The sequence below is a fragment of the Terrabacter sp. NPDC080008 genome (assembly GCF_040702505.1).
GTDB lineage: Bacteria > Actinomycetota > Actinomycetes > Actinomycetales > Dermatophilaceae > Terrabacter.
The window spans coordinates 818061-834578 of sequence record NZ_JBFBLC010000001.1 but is presented as its reverse complement, the minus strand read 5'-3'; the positions used below and the strand labels follow the sequence as shown (position 1 = coordinate 834578).

Annotated in this window: 18 protein-coding genes; 8 read left to right on the top strand and 10 right to left on the bottom strand. The window is 72.3% G+C overall.

All coding sequences use genetic code 11. From position 1 onward, the window contains the following. The first annotated feature begins 2 nt into the window (after window positions 1-2). Window positions 3-647 carry a bacterial proteasome activator family protein gene (locus AB0316_RS03890; protein WP_366270619.1) on the top strand — a complete coding sequence of 215 codons (645 nt, stop codon included), beginning with the start codon at window positions 3-5 and terminating at the stop codon, window positions 645-647. A gap of 87 nt (window positions 648-734) precedes the next feature. On the opposite strand, the gene AB0316_RS03885 is transcribed toward AB0316_RS03890, so the two are convergent. Further along, window positions 735-935, bottom strand: coding sequence for a hypothetical protein (locus AB0316_RS03885; RefSeq protein WP_366270618.1), 201 nt, complete (start codon window positions 933-935; stop codon window positions 735-737). A 146-nt stretch (window positions 936-1081) separates the two neighbouring features. Between AB0316_RS03885 and AB0316_RS03880 the strand changes: the two genes are divergently transcribed. Further along, a complete protein-coding gene (locus AB0316_RS03880; RefSeq protein WP_366270616.1) occupies window positions 1082-2782 on the top strand; it encodes a metallophosphoesterase in 1701 nt (566 codons plus the stop codon). 49 nt (window positions 2783-2831) lie between these two features. On the opposite strand, the gene AB0316_RS03875 is transcribed toward AB0316_RS03880, so the two are convergent. After that, the gene (locus tag AB0316_RS03875) at window positions 2832-4601 is read right to left on the bottom strand and encodes an AMP-binding protein (protein ID WP_366270614.1); all 1770 of its coding nucleotides are present in this window, start codon (window positions 4599-4601) and stop codon (window positions 2832-2834) included. 54 nt (window positions 4602-4655) lie between these two features. Beyond that, entirely contained in the window at window positions 4656-5297 is a 642-nt protein-coding gene (locus AB0316_RS03870; protein WP_366270613.1) for a PH domain-containing protein, read from the bottom strand. A 195-nt stretch (window positions 5298-5492) separates the two neighbouring features. Between AB0316_RS03870 and AB0316_RS03865 the strand changes: the two genes are divergently transcribed. Continuing rightward, window positions 5493-6590 (top strand): SGNH/GDSL hydrolase family protein, encoded by a 1098-nt coding sequence (locus AB0316_RS03865; RefSeq protein WP_366270612.1) that lies wholly within the window; start codon window positions 5493-5495, stop codon window positions 6588-6590. 139 nt (window positions 6591-6729) lie between these two features. Continuing rightward, window positions 6730-8286 (top strand): NAD(P)/FAD-dependent oxidoreductase, encoded by a 1557-nt coding sequence (locus AB0316_RS03860; protein WP_366270610.1) that lies wholly within the window; start codon window positions 6730-6732, stop codon window positions 8284-8286. On the opposite strand, the gene AB0316_RS03855 is transcribed toward AB0316_RS03860, so the two are convergent. Further along, complete coding sequence (locus tag AB0316_RS03855) at window positions 8283-8870, bottom strand: DNA-3-methyladenine glycosylase I (RefSeq protein ID WP_366270609.1); 588 nt, start codon at window positions 8868-8870, stop codon at window positions 8283-8285. The genes AB0316_RS03860 and AB0316_RS03855 overlap by 4 nt on opposite strands. Before the next feature lie 60 nt (window positions 8871-8930). Between AB0316_RS03855 and AB0316_RS03850 the strand changes: the two genes are divergently transcribed. Both AB0316_RS03850 and AB0316_RS03845 read left to right on the top strand, forming a co-directional pair. Next, the gene (locus tag AB0316_RS03850; protein WP_366270607.1) at window positions 8931-9425 is read left to right on the top strand and encodes a DUF4385 domain-containing protein; all 495 of its coding nucleotides are present in this window, start codon (window positions 8931-8933) and stop codon (window positions 9423-9425) included. Between the two features lie 101 nt (window positions 9426-9526). After that, window positions 9527-10012: a CAP domain-containing protein gene (locus tag AB0316_RS03845; protein ID WP_366270605.1), complete on the top strand. Its 486-nt coding sequence runs from the start codon at window positions 9527-9529 to the stop codon at window positions 10010-10012. A gap of 50 nt (window positions 10013-10062) precedes the next feature. Here AB0316_RS03845 and AB0316_RS03840 read toward each other — a convergent pair whose 3' ends face one another. Beyond that, on the bottom strand, window positions 10063-10776 hold the full coding sequence (locus AB0316_RS03840; RefSeq protein WP_366270603.1) for a VOC family protein: 714 nt from the start codon (window positions 10774-10776) through the stop codon (window positions 10063-10065). 102 nt (window positions 10777-10878) lie between these two features. Between AB0316_RS03840 and AB0316_RS03835 the strand changes: the two genes are divergently transcribed. Further along, on the top strand, window positions 10879-11742 hold the full coding sequence (locus tag AB0316_RS03835; protein ID WP_366270602.1) for a phosphatase PAP2 family protein: 864 nt from the start codon (window positions 10879-10881) through the stop codon (window positions 11740-11742). Between the two features lie 10 nt (window positions 11743-11752). Continuing rightward, window positions 11753-13450: an FAD-dependent oxidoreductase gene (locus AB0316_RS03830; protein WP_366270601.1), complete on the top strand. Its 1698-nt coding sequence runs from the start codon at window positions 11753-11755 to the stop codon at window positions 13448-13450. Window positions 13451-13471: 21 nt separating this feature from the next. On the opposite strand, the gene AB0316_RS03825 is transcribed toward AB0316_RS03830, so the two are convergent. The 5 genes from AB0316_RS03825 to AB0316_RS03805 all read right to left on the bottom strand — a co-directional run bounded on the left by AB0316_RS03825 (window position 13472) and on the right by AB0316_RS03805 (window position 16372). Then, window positions 13472-13774 carry a hypothetical protein gene (locus tag AB0316_RS03825; RefSeq protein ID WP_366270599.1) on the bottom strand — a complete coding sequence of 101 codons (303 nt, stop codon included), beginning with the start codon at window positions 13772-13774 and terminating at the stop codon, window positions 13472-13474. A 40-nt stretch (window positions 13775-13814) separates the two neighbouring features. Continuing rightward, window positions 13815-14468 carry an FMN-binding negative transcriptional regulator gene (locus AB0316_RS03820; protein WP_366270597.1) on the bottom strand — a complete coding sequence of 218 codons (654 nt, stop codon included), beginning with the start codon at window positions 14466-14468 and terminating at the stop codon, window positions 13815-13817. Window positions 14469-14581: 113 nt separating this feature from the next. Beyond that, window positions 14582-14893, bottom strand: coding sequence for a hypothetical protein (locus AB0316_RS03815; protein WP_366270596.1), 312 nt, complete (start codon window positions 14891-14893; stop codon window positions 14582-14584). After that, a complete protein-coding gene (locus AB0316_RS03810) occupies window positions 14890-15759 on the bottom strand; it encodes a DUF4097 family beta strand repeat-containing protein (RefSeq protein ID WP_366270594.1) in 870 nt (289 codons plus the stop codon). Before AB0316_RS03810 ends, AB0316_RS03815 begins: the two co-directional genes overlap by 4 nt. A gap of 46 nt (window positions 15760-15805) precedes the next feature. Beyond that, window positions 15806-16372 (bottom strand): toxin-antitoxin system HicB family antitoxin, encoded by a 567-nt coding sequence (locus AB0316_RS03805; RefSeq protein ID WP_366270593.1) that lies wholly within the window; start codon window positions 16370-16372, stop codon window positions 15806-15808. Window positions 16373-16518 lie beyond the last annotated feature (146 nt).

The following is a 16518-nucleotide window of genomic DNA, read 5'->3' as shown; positions in this document are numbered from 1 at the left end:
CCATGAGTGACGACGCGAGCCGACAGGGACAGGGCAGCACCGACTCGACGCGCGACGAGCCGCGCATCGTCGTCGTGACCCAGGACGGGATGGGCGTCTCGAAGTCCAACCACGACTCAGGGTCGGACGGCGCCGGGGCAGGCGACGTGGAGCGCGCGAGTGGCGAGCCGGAGCACCGCGAGCCGCGCGAGCGGACGAACCCCGCCGACCTCGTCGAGGAGCCGGCCAAGGTCATGCGCATCGGCTCGATGATCAAGCAGCTGCTCGAGGAGGTGCGCAACGCCCCGCTCGACGAGGCCGGCCGCCGCCGCCTCGCCGACGTGCACCACCGCTCGCTCGAGGAGCTCAAGGACGGCCTGGCCCCCGAGCTGGTCGCCGAGCTCGACCGGATCGCGCTGCCGTTCCGTGACGAGTCGCCGAGCGACGCCGAGCTGCGCATCGCCCAGGCCCAGCTCGTCGGCTGGCTCGAGGGCCTCTTCCACGGCATCCAGACCGCCCTCGTGGCGCAGCAGATGGCCGCCCAGCAGCAGCTGCAGCAGATGCGTGCCCTGCCGCCCGGCCCCGGTGCCTCCTACGGCACTCCGCCCGGGATGCAGCCCGGCGAGCACCACCCGGGCGAGAGTGGACCGACGGGCCAGTACCTCTGACCCTGCGGCCACCACCCGCGACGGCCGCCCGCACCTGAGCCACCGCGGCAACTCGCCACGTGGCCGTCTGGTGCGGCGCGGCCGGCTTCATGACCGCCGCACGCCGCCATGTGGCGAGGTGCGGTGGGACCGCCGGTGCCGACCCCGGACCGCCCACGGGGCGACCAGCAGCAGGAGGCACACGAAGCCGACCCCGTAGCTCGCCACGAGGATCACCGCCCCGGCCCACCCGCCGAGCACGCGCGGCCCGAGGACGAGCAGGACGGCATACGCGGTCAGCGACGTCACAACGACGGTCCTGCGGCGGTGAGCCGACCCCATCGCCCCTCCTCACTGCGTCGTTGCTGCGGAACTGACCACCCCCATGGCATCAGGCGCAGGTGAACGCACGGTGCCACCCGGGTGGCGCCTCACGGTCCGGTTAGGGTGAGGCGGTGCCACGCGTGCGGGAGCTGCTGACCGGTGACCACCGCTGGCTGCGTGTTGCCTCGTACGTGCTCAAGTGGCTGGCGATCCTCGTCGCCTGCTACCTCGGCGGGGTGGCCGCGACCAACCTCGCCCCGACGGTCGCGCAGACGTCGCAGTACCGCGCCGTGCTGCGCCTCGACCCGATCCCGCGGCACACCCCGGTGCTCCACGCGCCGACCATCATCGGCGACGTCGACGTCGCGTTCGCCTCCCCGCTCCTCGCTCCCGGGCTCGACGTGCAGGTCGCGGTGCGCGAGGAGATCACCAACCTCTTCACCCGCCCCAACGTCGACATCCGCTCGCTGCAGCCCTCGTCCGACGAGCTCTCGGGAGCCATCACCGACGCGGCCGTGGGGGTCGGCGTGCGCTTCCTGCTCGGGGCGCTGGTCATCGCCGTGCTGCTCGCGCTCGCCTCGCACTACATGCGCCAGCGCACCACCCGGCGCCACCACGTCGCGTTCGTCGCCTCGGCCATGGTGGTCGCGACGGCCGGCACGTTCGGCGGCATCGCCCTGACGTACCAGCCGAGCCGCTTCGCCGAGTACAAGACGAGCGGCGTGCTCGGTGTCGTGCAGCGCAACGCCGGCCTGCTCGCCGACGTCGAGGCGCGCGCGGCCCAGGTCACGCCGTACTTCCGCAACCTGCTCGCCGTCACCCAGGCGCTGCAGCAGAAGTACGTCCAGGGCTCGGTCAACGAGCCGGTGTCGGCGCGCATCCTGCTCGTCTCCGACATCCACGGCGCCAACCAGTACGCACTGATGCGCACGATCATCGCCGAGGAGGACATCGACGCGGTCATCGACAGCGGCGACCTCATCAACTTCGGGCGGGTGCAGGAGGCCGAGGCCGCCGGCATCTTCCGCTCCATCGAGGGCCTCGGCGTGCCCTACATCTTCGTCAGCGGCAACCACGACCAGTCCTCCCCCACCGATCGCGCCCTCGTGGCCCGGCTCGGCCGCATCCCCAACGTCGTGCTCCTGGAGGACGCCCAGGGCGCGCTGCGGGAGCTGTCGTTCCACGGGTTGAGCATCACCGGCTTCAACGACCCCCGCTACTTCGGCGACGACAACCAGGATCCGGTCGCCAAGGAGAAGCCGGCCGTCGACCGCTACAACGCGACGATGGCCGACCAGCCGGAGCCCGACGTCGTCGTCGCGCACGAGCCGTATGCGGCCCAGGGCATCGACAAGGGCCGCATCCTCGTCAACGGACACATGCACACCCCGAAGCTCGACGGGAACCACATCCAGGTGGGCACCTTCACCGGCGGCGGCGTGGTCGCCCACTACGCCGAGGGCCCGGGCGAGGAGCTCAACGGCCAGCCGTACGCGTTCGACATCCTCGCGTTCGGCAACGCGTGCGAGCTCAACTCGCTGACCCGCTACACCTTCCGCAACCTGCTCGAGGGACGGCCTGCCTACGACAAGGTCGAGGTCATCAGCGGCGCCCGCATCGACCCCTACCAGCCCGACCGGTCGACGGCGCAGCCCGGCGAGACCGCGCCGCCGAAGCGCACGTGCGGGGCCGTCGAGGAGACGACGCTGCGCACCCTGCCGGCGCCCCCGCCGCCCGGAAGCAGCCCCACGTCGACGGGTGGCGGCGCCACCCCTGCGACTCCCTCGCCGACGACCTCGACCGTGGCGGTGCGCCCGCGCGTCATCCCCTGATCCCGCGCGTCACCCCTTGAGTTCGCGCGTCACCCCTTGAGTTCGCGCGTCACCCCTTGAGCTCGGGGAACTGGTCGTCGCGCCACTCGTTCTCGGGGCGGCCCGCGCCGGTGGCGTCGAGCTCGGTCTCGCGCCCTCGCAGCTCCACACGGCGGATCTTGCCCGAGATCGTCTTGGGCAGCTCGTAGAACTCGATGCGCCGCACCCGCTGCCACGGGGCGAGCTTCTCGCGGGCGTGGGCGAGGATCGAGCGCGCCGTGTCCTCACCGGGCTCGTGCCCGGGTGCCAGGGCGATGTAGGCCTTCGGGATCGCCAGGCGCACCGGGTCGGGGGCCGGCACGACCGCGGCCTCGGCGACGGCCGGGTGCTCGATGAGGATCGACTCGACCTCGAACGGGCTGATCTTGTAGTCGCTGGCCTTGAACACGTCGTCGGTGCGTCCGACGAAGGAGATGTAGCCGTCGGCGTCGACGGAGGCCACGTCACCCGTGTGGTAGAAACCGCCGGCCATGGCGTCGGCGTTGCGCTGCTCGTCGCCCTGGTAGCCGGTCATGAGCGGCACCGGGCGCTGCGAGAGGTCGAGGCAGATCTCGCCCTCGTGGTCACCGTCCGCGTTGGGCTCGACGCGCTCGTTGGTGATCGGGTCGACGACGACGACCGGGCAGCCGGGCAGCGGACGACCCATCGAGCCGGGCTTGACGGTCGAGCCCGGCGTGTTGCCCACGCACGCCGTCATCTCGGTCTGGCCGTAGCCGTCGCGGATCGTCAGGCCCCATGCCTTCTGCACCTGCGCGATGACCTCCGGGTTGAGCGGCTCGCCGGCGCCGATGACCTCACGCAGCGAGCCGGGGCCGGCGGACAGGTCGCTGTTGATGAGCATGCGCCACACGGTCGGCGGCGCGCAGATCGAGGTGACCTCGTGGGTGTGCAGAACCCGCAGCAGCGCGGCCGGCTCGAAGCGGCTGTAGTTGTAGACGAAGACCGTCGCCTCCGCGGCCCACGGCGCGAAGAACGAGGACCACGCGTGCTTGGCCCACCCGGGGCTGCTCACGTTGAGGTGGACGTCACCGGGCTGCAGGCCGATCCAGTACATCGTCGAGAGGTGGCCGACGGGGTAGGAGCGCTGGGTGTGCTCGACGAGCTTGGGCCGGCTCGTGGTGCCGGAGGTGAAGTAGAGGAGCATCCGGTCGCCGGGTCCCGTGCCCGGGTGCTCGGTCGGTTTTGCGTCGATCGCGTATGCCGTCTCGTGGCGCTCCCAGCCGTCCGTGGCCGTGCCTGCCGGGTCGGCTCCACCGACGGCGATACGCACGTAGTCGCCCGGCACGTCCTCGAACTTGTGCACCTCGGAGGCGTTCGTGATGACGGCGCGGGCGGCGCCGCGCTCCATCCGGTCGACGAGGTCGCCGGGTCCGACGGCGGTCGTCGTCGGCATGACGACGGCGCCGAGCTTGATGACGGCGAGCATCGACTCCCAGAGCTCCACCTGGTTGCCGAGCATCAGCACCACCGAGTCACCACGCCGGACTCCGAGGCTCGCGAGGTGGGCCGCCACCTGGTCCGAGCGACGTGCCATCTCCTCCCAGGAGTAGGAGCGCGACGATTCGTCCTGCTCGACGATGCTCAGGCAAGCGCGGTCGTTGCCCCGGGCCACGGCGTCGAACCAGTCGATGCCCCAGTTCCACCGGTCGCCGAGCTCGGGCCAGGCGAACTCCTCGACCGCGCGGGCGTGGTCACCGCGCAGGGCGAGGAGCTGGTCACGGGCTGCCCGGTAGGACGCAGTGGACGCTGTGGCACCGGCTTCGTCGACAGTGGAGGTCATGTGCCGACGATGCCACACGCCGCCCACGCCGGGCAGGTGACTCGACGGGTCTCCTCAGAGCCCGCGCTCGCCCCCGTCGTCCGACCGCCGGTGCCGGCGCCGCTCCTCGGCGAGCACGGGCCGGTCGGGCGCCCTCGGAGCGAGGAGCTCCTCCGCGTCATCCGAGTCCTCGACGTCGTCGGCGAACCGGCCGTGACTGCGTCGGCGCAGGTCGTCCTCGTCGATCAGCCGGTTGACGAGCTGCTGCACCTCGTTGCTGTGCGGGATGTTGGCGAGGTCCTCGTCAGGGCTGTCGCCGGCGGACTCCAGGTGCAGCGACCCCGAGCCGATCATCCGGTCGAGCAGGCTCTGCTCGAAGCTGACGTCGGTGATCTTCGAGAGCGTGATGTCCTTGCCGGTCTTGGTCAGGATGCCGCGGCGCACCATCACCCGGTGGCTGGTGATCACGTAGTGGGTCGTCCGCCAGCGCAGGTAGGGCACGGCGACGGCGGGGATCGCGACGATGACGAGGACCGCGACGGCCACCCACTGGATCCAGTTGCCGGTCTCGTCGTCCGGTGTCACGACGGCGACCGCGATGCACGCGGCGGCCAGCAGCAGGCCGAACAACGTCGGCGCGACGACGGTGAGCCAGTGCGGGTGCAGGTCCCGCTCGACCCGCTCTCCCCCGGCCAGCACGTTCTCGGGAAATCCCACGGTCGTCCTCCTGTCGCCACGGTGCCCGTGGCATTGCCTGTCCTGCCGTCAGCCTGACAGGAAGGGGTGGGCGTTGCGAGCACCCATGACGGTTCGGCTCGCGGGCGGAGCGCCGCGCCCCTAATGTCCGAATCGGGACTCGTGCCCGAAGCGTCGTTCGTCACCCACCGTCTTCCACCCACGAAGGAGTGCGTCGTGAAGAGCAGGTCCCACACGCCCGATCCCGCCCCGTCCCGTCGCCGTGCCCTCGGGGCCGGCCTCTCCGTCGTCGCCGGACTCGGCGCTGCCCTCGCCCTCGGCTCCCCCGCCGTCGCGGCCGGCGCGAGCTACGTCGCCCTCGGCGACTCCTACTCCTCGGGCACCGGCACCCGCACCTACCTCAGCGACGGCACGTCCTGCCAGCGCTCCGTCTACGCCTACCCCTCCCTCGACGCATCGGCGCTGGGGCTCAGCCTCACCTTCCGCGCCTGCTCCGGCGCGACCGTCGCCGACGTCACGAGCACCCAGTTGTCGGCACTGTCGACCGCGACGGCATACGTCACGATCTCGGTGGGCGGCAACGACGCCGGCTTCTCGAGCGTGCTGACGACGTGCGCGCAGCCGAGCTGGGCGAGCAACTGCAACGGCGCGGTCGACAAGGCCCAGAGCCTCATCACCAGCACGATCCCGGGCCGGCTCGCGACGCTCTACTCCTCCATCAAGGCCAAGGCGCCGAATGCCCGCGTCGTGGTGGTGGGCTACCCGCGGATCTTCAACGGCGAGGACTGCAACGCACTGACCTGGTTCTCGCCCACCGAGGAGTCGCGCCTCAACGCCACCGCCGACCTGCTCAACTCCAAGACGGCGACGGCCGCCGCGAACGCCGGCTTCACGTTCGTGAACCCGACCTCGACGTTCATCGGGCACGCCGTCTGCGACAGCGTCGAGTGGCTCAACGGCCTGTCGAGCCCTGTCAGCGAGAGCTACCACCCCAACATCGCGGGGCATCGCGACGGGTATGCCGCCGTGACCAAGCCCGCCTTCGGGCTCACCGCGACGCTCACCGCGACGCAGGCCGAGGCGAAGGCGGTCGCGTCGGCAGACTCCCTCGCCCGCGACGCGAGCAGGTACGCCGCCGTGGACCGGTCGATCACTCCCGAGCGCTTCGTGGCTCCCGACCTGCACAGCCCGGCGATGCGTGCGGCGGCCGCTCGGGCCGGCGTGGACCTGAGCAGCCGGGCGAGCATCGACGCGGCCGACAGGGTCTGGTCGGCCCGCCAGGACGCCGAGCGGCGCGAGGCCGCCCACCGCTGAGCGGTGACGAGGGCTGTCGCAAAGTGCCCACTCGACGGTGCATGCCGGACATCGCGACGTCGAGTGGCACTTTCCGACATCGAGTGGGCACTTACCGACATCGAGTGGGCACTTTCCGACGGTCACCTAGGGTGGCCCCGTGCGCTACGACGACATCATCATCGGGGCTGGGCACAACGGGCTGACCGCGGCCGCCTACCTCGCTCGCGCGGGCCGCAACGTGCTCGTCCTCGAGCGGCTCGACCACGTCGGGGGCGCCGCGGTGTCGGCCCGCGCCTTCGCCGGCGTCGACGCACGCCTGTCGCGGTACTCCTACCTCGTGTCGCTGCTGCCCCGGCAGGTGCTGACCGACCTCGACCTCGACCTGCGCCTCATCCGCCGGCGCTTCTCCTCCTACACACCGGTGCCCGCCGACCCGTCGCGCGGCCTGCTCGTCGACAACGCCGACGAGGCCGCGACGCGGGCAGCCTTCCGCGCCCTCACCGGTGGCGACGAGGCGTATGCCGGCTGGACCGACTTCTACGGCCGCATGACCTCCCTGGCCGGCCGGGTCTTCCCGACAGTCCTCGAGCCGCTGCGTTCGCGCGACGAGGTGCGATCCCTCTCCGGCGACGAGGACCTCTTCGACGCCCTGACGAGCCGGCCGCTGGGTGGGCTCATCGAGTCGGTGACGAGCGATGACACCCTGCGCGGCATCATCGCCACCGACGCCCTCATCGGCACCTTCGCCTCGCTCGCCGAGAGCGACCTGCGCCAGAACGTCTGCTTCCTCTACCACCTCATCGGCGGCGGCACCGGCGACTGGGACGTGCCCGTCGGCGGCATGGGTGCGCTCACCGACTCGCTTGCGGCTGCGGCGGTCTCGGCCGGTGCGACGATCCTCACCGGGGCGGAGGTCACGTCGGTGGACCCGTCCACCGGGGAGGTCCACTGGTCCGGCGGCGCCGCGGGCACCGGCACCGCGACGGGCGGCACGCTCGTCGGGGGCTGCGCCCCGACCGTGCTTAACCGGCTGCTGGCGGCGGCGGGTGCCGAGCCCGTCGACACCGAGAGAGACGTGGAGGGCGCTCAGCTCAAGGTCAACATGCTGCTGACGCGGCTCCCCCGGCTGCGCGACGCGTCCGTCGACCCGGCCGCCGCGTTCGCCGGCACCTTCCACATCAACGAGGGCTACGCCCAGCTCGAGCAGACGTATGCCGCAGCGCGGGCTGGGCGCATCCCGGACCTGCCGCCGTGCGAGATCTACTGCCACACCCTGTCGGACCGCTCCATCCTCGGTGCCGACCTCGCCGCGACCGACGCCCAGACGCTGACGCTCTTCGGCCTGCACCTGCCGGCCCGGCTCTTCCGCGCCGACAACGAGCGGGCGACGCAGGAGGCGCTCGAGGCGACCCTGCGCTCCCTCGACTCGGTGCTCGGCGAGCCGATCGAGTCGGTGCTGGCCCGCGACGCCGACGGCAAGCCGTGCATCGAGGTCAAGAGCCCGGTCGACCTCGAGCAGGCCGTCGGCCTGCCGGGAGGCAACATCTTCCACCGCTCGCTGCAGTGGCCGTGGGCCGAGCGCGACTCCGAGGTGGGCACCTGGGGCGTCGAGACGGCATACGACACCGTGCTGCTCGCGGGAGCGGGGGCACGGCGCGGGGGCGGGGTCAGCGCGATCCCCGGCCACAACGCGGCGCGCGCGATCCTCGGCTAGGCCCGCCAGACGCCGGAGCTGCCGCGCCGGTGGCTGCCGACCAGGTGCGTGTCGACGATGCCCACGGCCTCCATCAGCGCATACATCGTCGTGGGACCGACGAAGGCGAAGCCCTTCTGGCGCAAGGCTCTCGACAGTGCCTTGCTCTCCTCGGAGACCGTCGGAACCTCCGAGTGGTCGCGCGGGCGCGGGGTGTCGGCGGGCTGGAAGCTCCAGACGAAGTCGACCAGACCGCCCTCCTCGCGCAGCGCGATCGTGGCGCGCGCGTTGGTGATGGTGGCCTGGATCTTGCCGCGGTGGCGGATGATGCCCGCGTCGCCGAGCAGCCGCTCGACGTCGGTCTCGGTGTAGCCGGCGACGACGTCTGGGTCGAAGTCGGCGAAGGCCGCGCGGAAGGCGGGGCGCTTGCGCAGGATCGTGGCCCACGACAGGCCGGACTGGAAGCCCTCGAGGCAGATCCGCTCGTAGAGCCCGCGCTCGTCGCGGATCGGCATGCCCCACTCGGTGTCGTAGTAGTGCATGAGGAGCGGGTCCACGGACGCCCACGTGGGGCGGGCGAGCCCATCAGCGCCGACGACGGTCATGCCGGGAACCCTAGGACACCTGACCGACAGCCTTCCGGCGCGCGTGGACAGGATGGGCGCATGACACCGGACCCGTATGCCGGACTCGACCTGGAGTCGCTCGACCTGCGATCCAACCCCGAGCTCTACCGCGTCGGCCGGGGCGAGCAGGGAGTGCTGCGGGTGCAGCCCTACAAGGACGAGCTGCTGCCGCTGTGGCGCTTCCGCACCCCCGAGGTCGCCCGCGAGAGTGCTGCCGCGATCCGCGCGAAGTTCGACGGCTACCTGGCCACCGGAGACCTCGTCGGCGCTGACATGGCGCGCAAGTTCCTGCAGATGGGCTACACACGGGCCCGTCGCTACGCCAACCACCCCGGTGGCCGCAAGTACGACGGCCCGGTGCCGGAGGAGCAGCGCGGACGAAGCGGCGCGCACGGCAGGGCAGAGCTGCCCCGCGGCCCCGAGGACGCCGAGAAGGCGGAGGCCGCGCAGGTCTTCAAGCAGGCGTGGGATGCGGTGGAGCAGGTCGACGAGTACACGCAGTGGCGGTCAGCGCACCGGGCGGAGCACGGCTGACGCTCGCTCGTCACTCGACGTTTTGTCCGTTTCGCCGGCATCGGGGGCGTGGTCGTCCTACCGTGGCGGCACGGCATACGCCCTCGCTGCACGGAGGAACCATGACACCGAGCCCAACCCGCAAGCGCGTCGCACTCGTGCTCGCCGCCGCGGCGACCCTCGGGCTCGGCCCGGTCGCGGCGCCCACCCCCGCCGAGGCCGCGACGCCAACCGTGCAGCAGCAGGTCGTCCAGCTCGTCAACGCCCAGCGGGCCAAGGTGGGATGCCGCGCGCTCGTCACCGATGCGCGGCTGTCGCGCGCGGCGCAGGCGCACTCCACGGACATGGCGAAGCGCCGCTACTTCTCGCACACGAGCCTCGACGGGCGCACCTTCGTGCAGCGGATCCGGGCCCAGGGCTACCCGGGCACGCGGCTCGGCGAGAACATCGCGGCCGGCCAGCCGTCCGCCAAGGCGGTCATGGACGCCTGGATGAAGAGCCCGGGCCACCGAGCCAACATCCTGAACTGCCGCTTCACGGCCATCGGCGTCGGCTATGCCGTGGGTGGCCCCTACCGCTACTACTGGACCCAGGACTTCGGCGGCTGAGCCGTATGCCGGGTTGCCGGCCACCGGTGACCGTATGCCGGGTGGCCGGCTCAGCGAGCCACGGCCAGGACGAACTCGTTGCCGTCGGGGTCGGCGAGCCTGACGGCACGGTGGTCGGTCTGCGCGGGGTCCAGGCGGGTCGCGCCCAGGGCGACCAGTCGCTCGACCTCGGCGGAGAGCTCCTCCTCGCCGGAGGTGGCCAGCGCGAGGTACATCCGGTTGACCTCGTTCCCGGGATTGAGCGGCGGTCCGCCCCAGGCGATCTTGGCGCCGCCCTCCGGAGACTGGATGGCCGTCTCCTGGTCCTGGTCCCACACGAGCGGCCAGCCCAGCGCCGCGCTCCAGAAGTAGCCGACCTCCTGGGTGCCGTCGCAGGCCAGCTCGCCGAGGAAGCCGCACCCGGCCAGGTAGGCATTCCCCGCCTCGATGACGCAGAACTCGTTGCCCTCGGGGTCGGCCAGGACGACATGGCCCTCCTCGGGCCGCTGCCCGACGTCGAGGTGCCGGCCACCGAGCTCGAGCGCCCGTGCCACGGTGGCCTGTTGGTCCGACGGTGACTCGCTCGTCAGGTGCAGGTGGACCTGGTTCGGTCCCGTCCGCGCCGTGTGTCCCGACTCGAAGCGGATGGGGCACTCGACGTCCTCGTTCGGCAGGACCGTGCGCCCGTCACCCGCGACCTCACGACGAAGGAGCCCACCCCAGTACCCGGCCAGGGCCTCGGGGTCGTCGGCCCGGTGGCAGAGGGCGGCGAGCTGGGACGTCATGCTCGAGACGCTAGGCGCCGCCCGGCCGGTTGCTCAACGCGTTATCCGGCTCGCGGCGCGGCTCCCCGTCCTGCTGCGCTGCCCCGGGGGTAAGGATGGGTCATGCCCCTCACCCGCTCGCGGACGCCCGACGACACCATCGGCGCCCGCGACCTCACGCACTGGCACACCCGCTTCGGGCAGTGGCTCGTCGCCCTCTTCGCCCGGGTGGCCGACAGCTCGCGCCCGGCAGCGCGGAAGGTGGCGTCGTGGTCGTCGGCACACGTCGCCTTCCTCGTCTTCGCAGCGATCGCCCTGGGCGTCATGGTCGGGCTGGTCGAGGGCGTCGAGACGGTCTACGAGGCCGTGGTCGGACGCGACGGGATCACCGTGGTCGACCACCCCGCCCTCGACACGGCAATCAGCCTCCGGTCCCCCGGTCTCGACTCGGCGGTCACCGCCTTCACCGACGTCGGTGGCCCGGTCGGCATGCCGATCCTCGCGCTCGTCACGGTCGCGATCATCACCTGGCGGCGGCGCCGCTGGACCCCCCTCGTGCTCACCCTCATCGCCGCGGCCGGGTCGCTCACCATGACGATCGTCGGCAAGAACTTCGTCGACCGGGCGCGGCCGCCGGCCTCGCTGGCCGTGCCGCCGCTCGAGTCGTCCCCGTCCTTCCCGAGCGGTCACACGCTCAATGCGACGGTGCTGACGACGATCATCGTCTACCTCGTCCTCATCGAGACGACGGCCGCCTGGCAGCGCACGCTCGCTGTCACGCTCGGCACGCTCTTCGTGCTGGCGATGGGCCTGTCGCGCGTCTTCCTCGGACACCACTGGCTCACCGACGTCATCGCCGGCTGGCTCATCGGCCTCGCCTGGGCACTGGCGGTCATCACCGCCCACCGCCTGTGGCTCACCCTGCGCGAACGGCCCGAGGCCGCGAACTCGCGAGACGGCATACGCCAGGAGGGCTCGCGCTCCTAGGATCGTCTGGGTGAAGCCGGCGATCATCCTCGTCTCCGAGACCCGCTGCGAGCAGCTGCTCGACGAGTTCTCCCGCTACGTCCGCGACTACGAGCTCGTCACGGCGACGTCGGCCCGCGAGGCGAAGCAGGCCGCCAAGGGCCTCGTCGCGGAGGGCGGGCAGGTGGCGATGTTCGTCACCGAGTCGCGGCTGCCCGACGCCGAGGTGCTCGAGGCCTTCCACTGGTGGCGCGCGAGCGTGCCGACGGCGAGGCGGGTCATCGCGGCGCACGTGTCGGCGTTCCGCGAGGACGCCGACCGGCTACGGGGCGGGATGGCCAAGGGCAAGTACGACGCGTACCTCCTCGCACCGCGCGGCCCGCGCGACGAGGAGTTCCACACGGCGATCTGCGAGCTGCTCTCCGACTGGGGCTCGACCGTCGCGGAGCCGGAGGTCGTGGCGGTCGCCATCGTCTCCCCCGTCGAGGACGCCCTGACCCTCGGCATCCGCGACTACCTCGACCGGATGGGCATGCCCAACCGCGTCTACGCCCCCGAGAGCGAGAAGGGCCGGCACGTCCTCGAGCGCTACGTCGCCGACCGCGGTGACGCGGACGCCGGCGAGCCCGCCTACCCGCTCGTCATGGACCTCGGCGAACGCGTCGCCCCGGCGCAGAGCGTCCGCGACGTCGCCACCCGCATCTACGGCCGCCCGGCCGACGTCGTCGTCGACCAGGTGGTCGACGTGGCCATCGTGGGCGCCGGCCCGGCCGGTCTGGCGGCCGCGGTCTACGCCTCCTCCGAGGGCCTGTCGACCGTCGTGCTCGAGGCCGAGGCCATCGGCGGGCAGGCCGGGACGTCGTCGATGATCCGCAACTACCTCGGCTTCCCCCGCGGGATCTCCGGTATGCGTCTGGCCCAGCGGGCGCGCAACCAGGCGGTCCGCTTCGGCACGAAGTTCTTCACCGGCTGGCCGGTCACCTCCCTGGATCGGGAGGCGGGCGAGGACGGCCCGCCGGGGCCGCTGGTGCTGCGCACCGACGGCGGCGAGGTGCGCGCCCGTGCGGTCGTGGTGGCCGCCGGGGTGAAGTACCGCCGCCTCGGCGCCCCTGGGATCGAGGCCCTCGTCGGCCTCGGGGTGCACTACGGCAGCGCGATGACCGCGGCCCGGGAGCTCGAGGGCTCGGACGTCATGGTGGTCGGTGGCGGCAACTCCGCCGGGCAGGCCGCGATCCACCTCGCCCGCTTCGCCCGGACGGTGACGATCCTCGTGCGACGGGCGACGCTCGCCGAGACGATGTCGCGCTACCTCGTCGCGGAGATCGAGCACAACCCGCGCATCACGGTCCAGGGCTGCGGAGAGGTCGTCGAGGGCGGTCCCGACGAGGAAGGCCGGCTCGGGTGGGTCGTCGTGCGTGACACGACGACCGGCAGCGAGGAGCGCCGTGAGTGTCGCGGGCTGTTCGTGCTCATCGGCGCCGAGCCGCACTGCGACTGGCTGCCCGACGAGGTGGCTCGCGACCCCCGCGGCTTCGTCGTCACCGGACGGGACGTGCCGCCGGAGCGGTGGCGCGACCAGCTGCCGCCCGAGAGCCTCGAGACGACCGTCCCCGGCATCTTCGCCGTGGGCGACATCCGCGCCGGGTCGATGAAGCGCGTCGCGGCCGCCAGCGGCGAGGGCGCGTCGGTCGTGCCGCTCGTGCACGCCTGGCTGGGGCAGTCGCGCTGAAGCGCGCCCCGACAGCCTGCCTCAGAGCCGGATGAGCTGCCCGTCGCGGAACGAGTAGCGGTAGGCCGTCGAGGTCGCCGCAGGCAGGTTCGCCGGATGGGTCGCGTGGTGCCGATGCGGATGCGGCGCCGACGGTGCGGAGGCGGGCAGGGGCGTCAGTCCTCCGGCGACGCCGGCGGCGTGCGCCTGCCCGGCACCGAGCGCCGCCGTCCCGACGAACGCGACGGCGACGGCCGCGCCCGCGGCCCCGAGGCCACGTCGCAGCGCCGAGCGGCGGGTGGGAGAAGCAGGACCGGTGGGCTCGGGGCGAGGTGTCGTCTTCATGTCCTCACCGTCGCGTCGGCGGCTGTGCCGGCTCTGTGGCTCAGGGATGGGGTGCCGGTGAGGACGAATGCACCATGTCGCCCGCGACCTGGTGCGAGGCGGCGTCGGCCTCGCCCCGAAGGCCGGCGACGACGCCGGCGCGGTCGGCCTCCGAGCGGTTCTGGCTGAGCTTCGCCTTGCCCTCGACCGAGTCGACGAGCAGCTCGATGCCGACGATGCCCCTCAGCTGCCCGCGGACGTACGCCTCCGGTGCGTCGCCGACGCCCCACGGGCTCTCGCGGGTCGCCTCGTGTCGCTCGGTGAGGCGGGTGACGACGTCGAGGACCCAGTCCGGGTCGTCGTGCACGGTGACCGCGCCGCGCAGCTGCACCTCGGAGTAGTTCCACGTCGGCACCACGCGACCGTGCGTGGCCTTGCTGGCATACCACGACGGCGAGACGTACGCGTCCGCGCCGGTGACGACGACGAGCCCTGGGGCGCCGGCAGGGATGCGGGTCCAGTGCGGGTTGGCTCGGGCGAGATGCCCGAGCAGGCGGACCGGCCTGCCGTCGTGGCCGCCGTCGACCAGGACCGGCAGGAGCGTCGCATCGGGTATGCCGTCCGGCCCGACCGTGACCAGGTGACCGGCCGCGCGACGTCCGAGGAAGGCGACGACGTCGGCGTCGACCATGGCGTTGAAGCCGGGCACGTACATCCCCCGATGGTCGCACGGGGCTATCGGCGTACGACCGCGGTGCACCGACGGAGCCCGCCGACGGTGTCGGCGGGCTCCAGCGAGGACGGACGACGCGGAGGCGGCGTCCGGGCTCAGCTGTGCCGGTGCGGGGCTCGGCGGGGCGCGGCCGACCAGGGCCGCGGACCACCGGTGCGGGGAGCCGGCAGGGCGTGCACCGAGGCGATCCGCGCCTGTGCCACGGACAGCTCCGCGCTGCGCTCGGTCGGCGGGTCGAGCCGTTCGGCGAGCCGGCGCAGCAGCAGCGCTGCGCGCAGGTGTCGGCGCGAGCGGCCTCGCGGCCGCGGGGCGTGGTGGCGGGCGGCGACACGCTGCACGATCAGGTCGCGGGCGAGCGCCTCCTGCGGCGTGAGGCTGACGCCGGTGGTGACGGTGCCGGTGCTCATGCGAGGCTCACCTGCGCCCGCTTGACCCGGATGTCGCCGCTGCCGGAGTGGACCGACAGCATGGCCTGGGCCTCGGCGTCCCCCGGGCCCGCGGTCTGCTCGAGGTCGATGTCGACGTCGCCAGTCACGGTGTTGAGGTCGAGGTAGGCCGCGACGCCGGCCGCCACCGCGATCGTCACGTCGCCCGTGCCGGTCTTGGTGCGCACCTGTCCGCCGTGCACGGCCTTGAGCTCCACGTCGCCCGTGCCGGTCACGAGCTCGAGGTCGCCGGTCGAGGCACCGATGAAGAGGTCGCCCGAGCCGGTCTTGGCCTTGACGGCCGCATCGGAGCGGCGCAGCGAGATGTCGCCGCTGCCGGACACGAGGTCGAGGCGCCCGCCTGCCGCGCCGACGGAGACGTCGCCGGAGCCGGTCTTGAGGGAGGCCTCTCCCCGAGCCGACTGCAGGGTGATGTCACCCGAGCCCGACTTCAGCTGTGCCGTGCCGACCTCGTGGAAGGTGAGGTCGCCGGAGCCGGTCGTGGTGCGCACGTCGCCCAGCAGGCCCGAGGCCGTGACGTCGCCGGCGCCGGTCCGCACGTCGACGGCGCTGCCGGAGGGCAGCTCGACCTCGACGTCGACCGAGCCCTTGGTGCCGAGGCCGAAGAAGCTGTCGCGGATCTTGGGTGCGAGGACCACGACGTCGTTGCCGTGGGCCTCGACGGTGAACTTCTCGGCCAGCTCGGCGCCGTTCTTGCCGTGCGGCTGGAGCCGGATGGTGGTGGTGGTCGAGTCGCCGGCGGTGAGCGTCACGTCGCCGACGATGACCTCGACCTTGAGGTTGACGGGTCCGGTGGTGTCGAACCGTGATTCGAGGTTGGTGCTCATGGGATGTCCCCTTCGGTGGGTGGTGGCCTGAGGTCTGTCGGCCGGGTCAGCGGACCCAGCCCTGCACGCGCTTGTTCGAGGAGCGGTTGCGCCCCGGCGCCCCCGGGCCGAAGCCGGGACCGGGCGGCATGGGCGGGAAGCCGGGCATCGGTGGGACACCCGGGAGGGACTGCGTGGCGGCACGCACCGCGCCGACGATCCACGTGTTGAGCGACTGTCCGCGCCCGGCGGCCAGCTCCTCGGCCCGCGTCTTGAGCGCCTCGGGCAGGCGGAGCGTGATCCGTGAGGTCTCGGCGCCTTCCTCGTCGGCTGACATCACGGTGGTGTCATCGGTGCGGACTGCCTGGGTGTCGTCGACGAGGGCGGCGGGGCCGGCCCCGACGACGACGAAGACGGGCTCGCGGCCCTGGAGCCGCACCTCGACGGAGGCACCGTCCAGCTCGTTGGTGATCTCCGCAGCAGCGTGCGATAGCGCGTCCATCAGGGCCAGGCGGGCCGACGAGTCGAGCGCGAAGCCGATGCGCTCTGCGGCCTGCTCGGTCTCCGGTCCCATCGCCCTGGCCGCCTGGGCGAGGTCTCGACGCAGTGCGTCGACGTACTCGGTGATGTCCATGCGCATCATCGTGACACCATAGTGATGTCACGTCAACACCATTGCGCCATCAAAGTGACGGCTCCCCTGCCGGCGCGCGAGCGGGTACGTTCGGCTCACCCCTCAAACCGAAAGGTCCCCGATGCGCAGCCTCGGAACCTCAGACC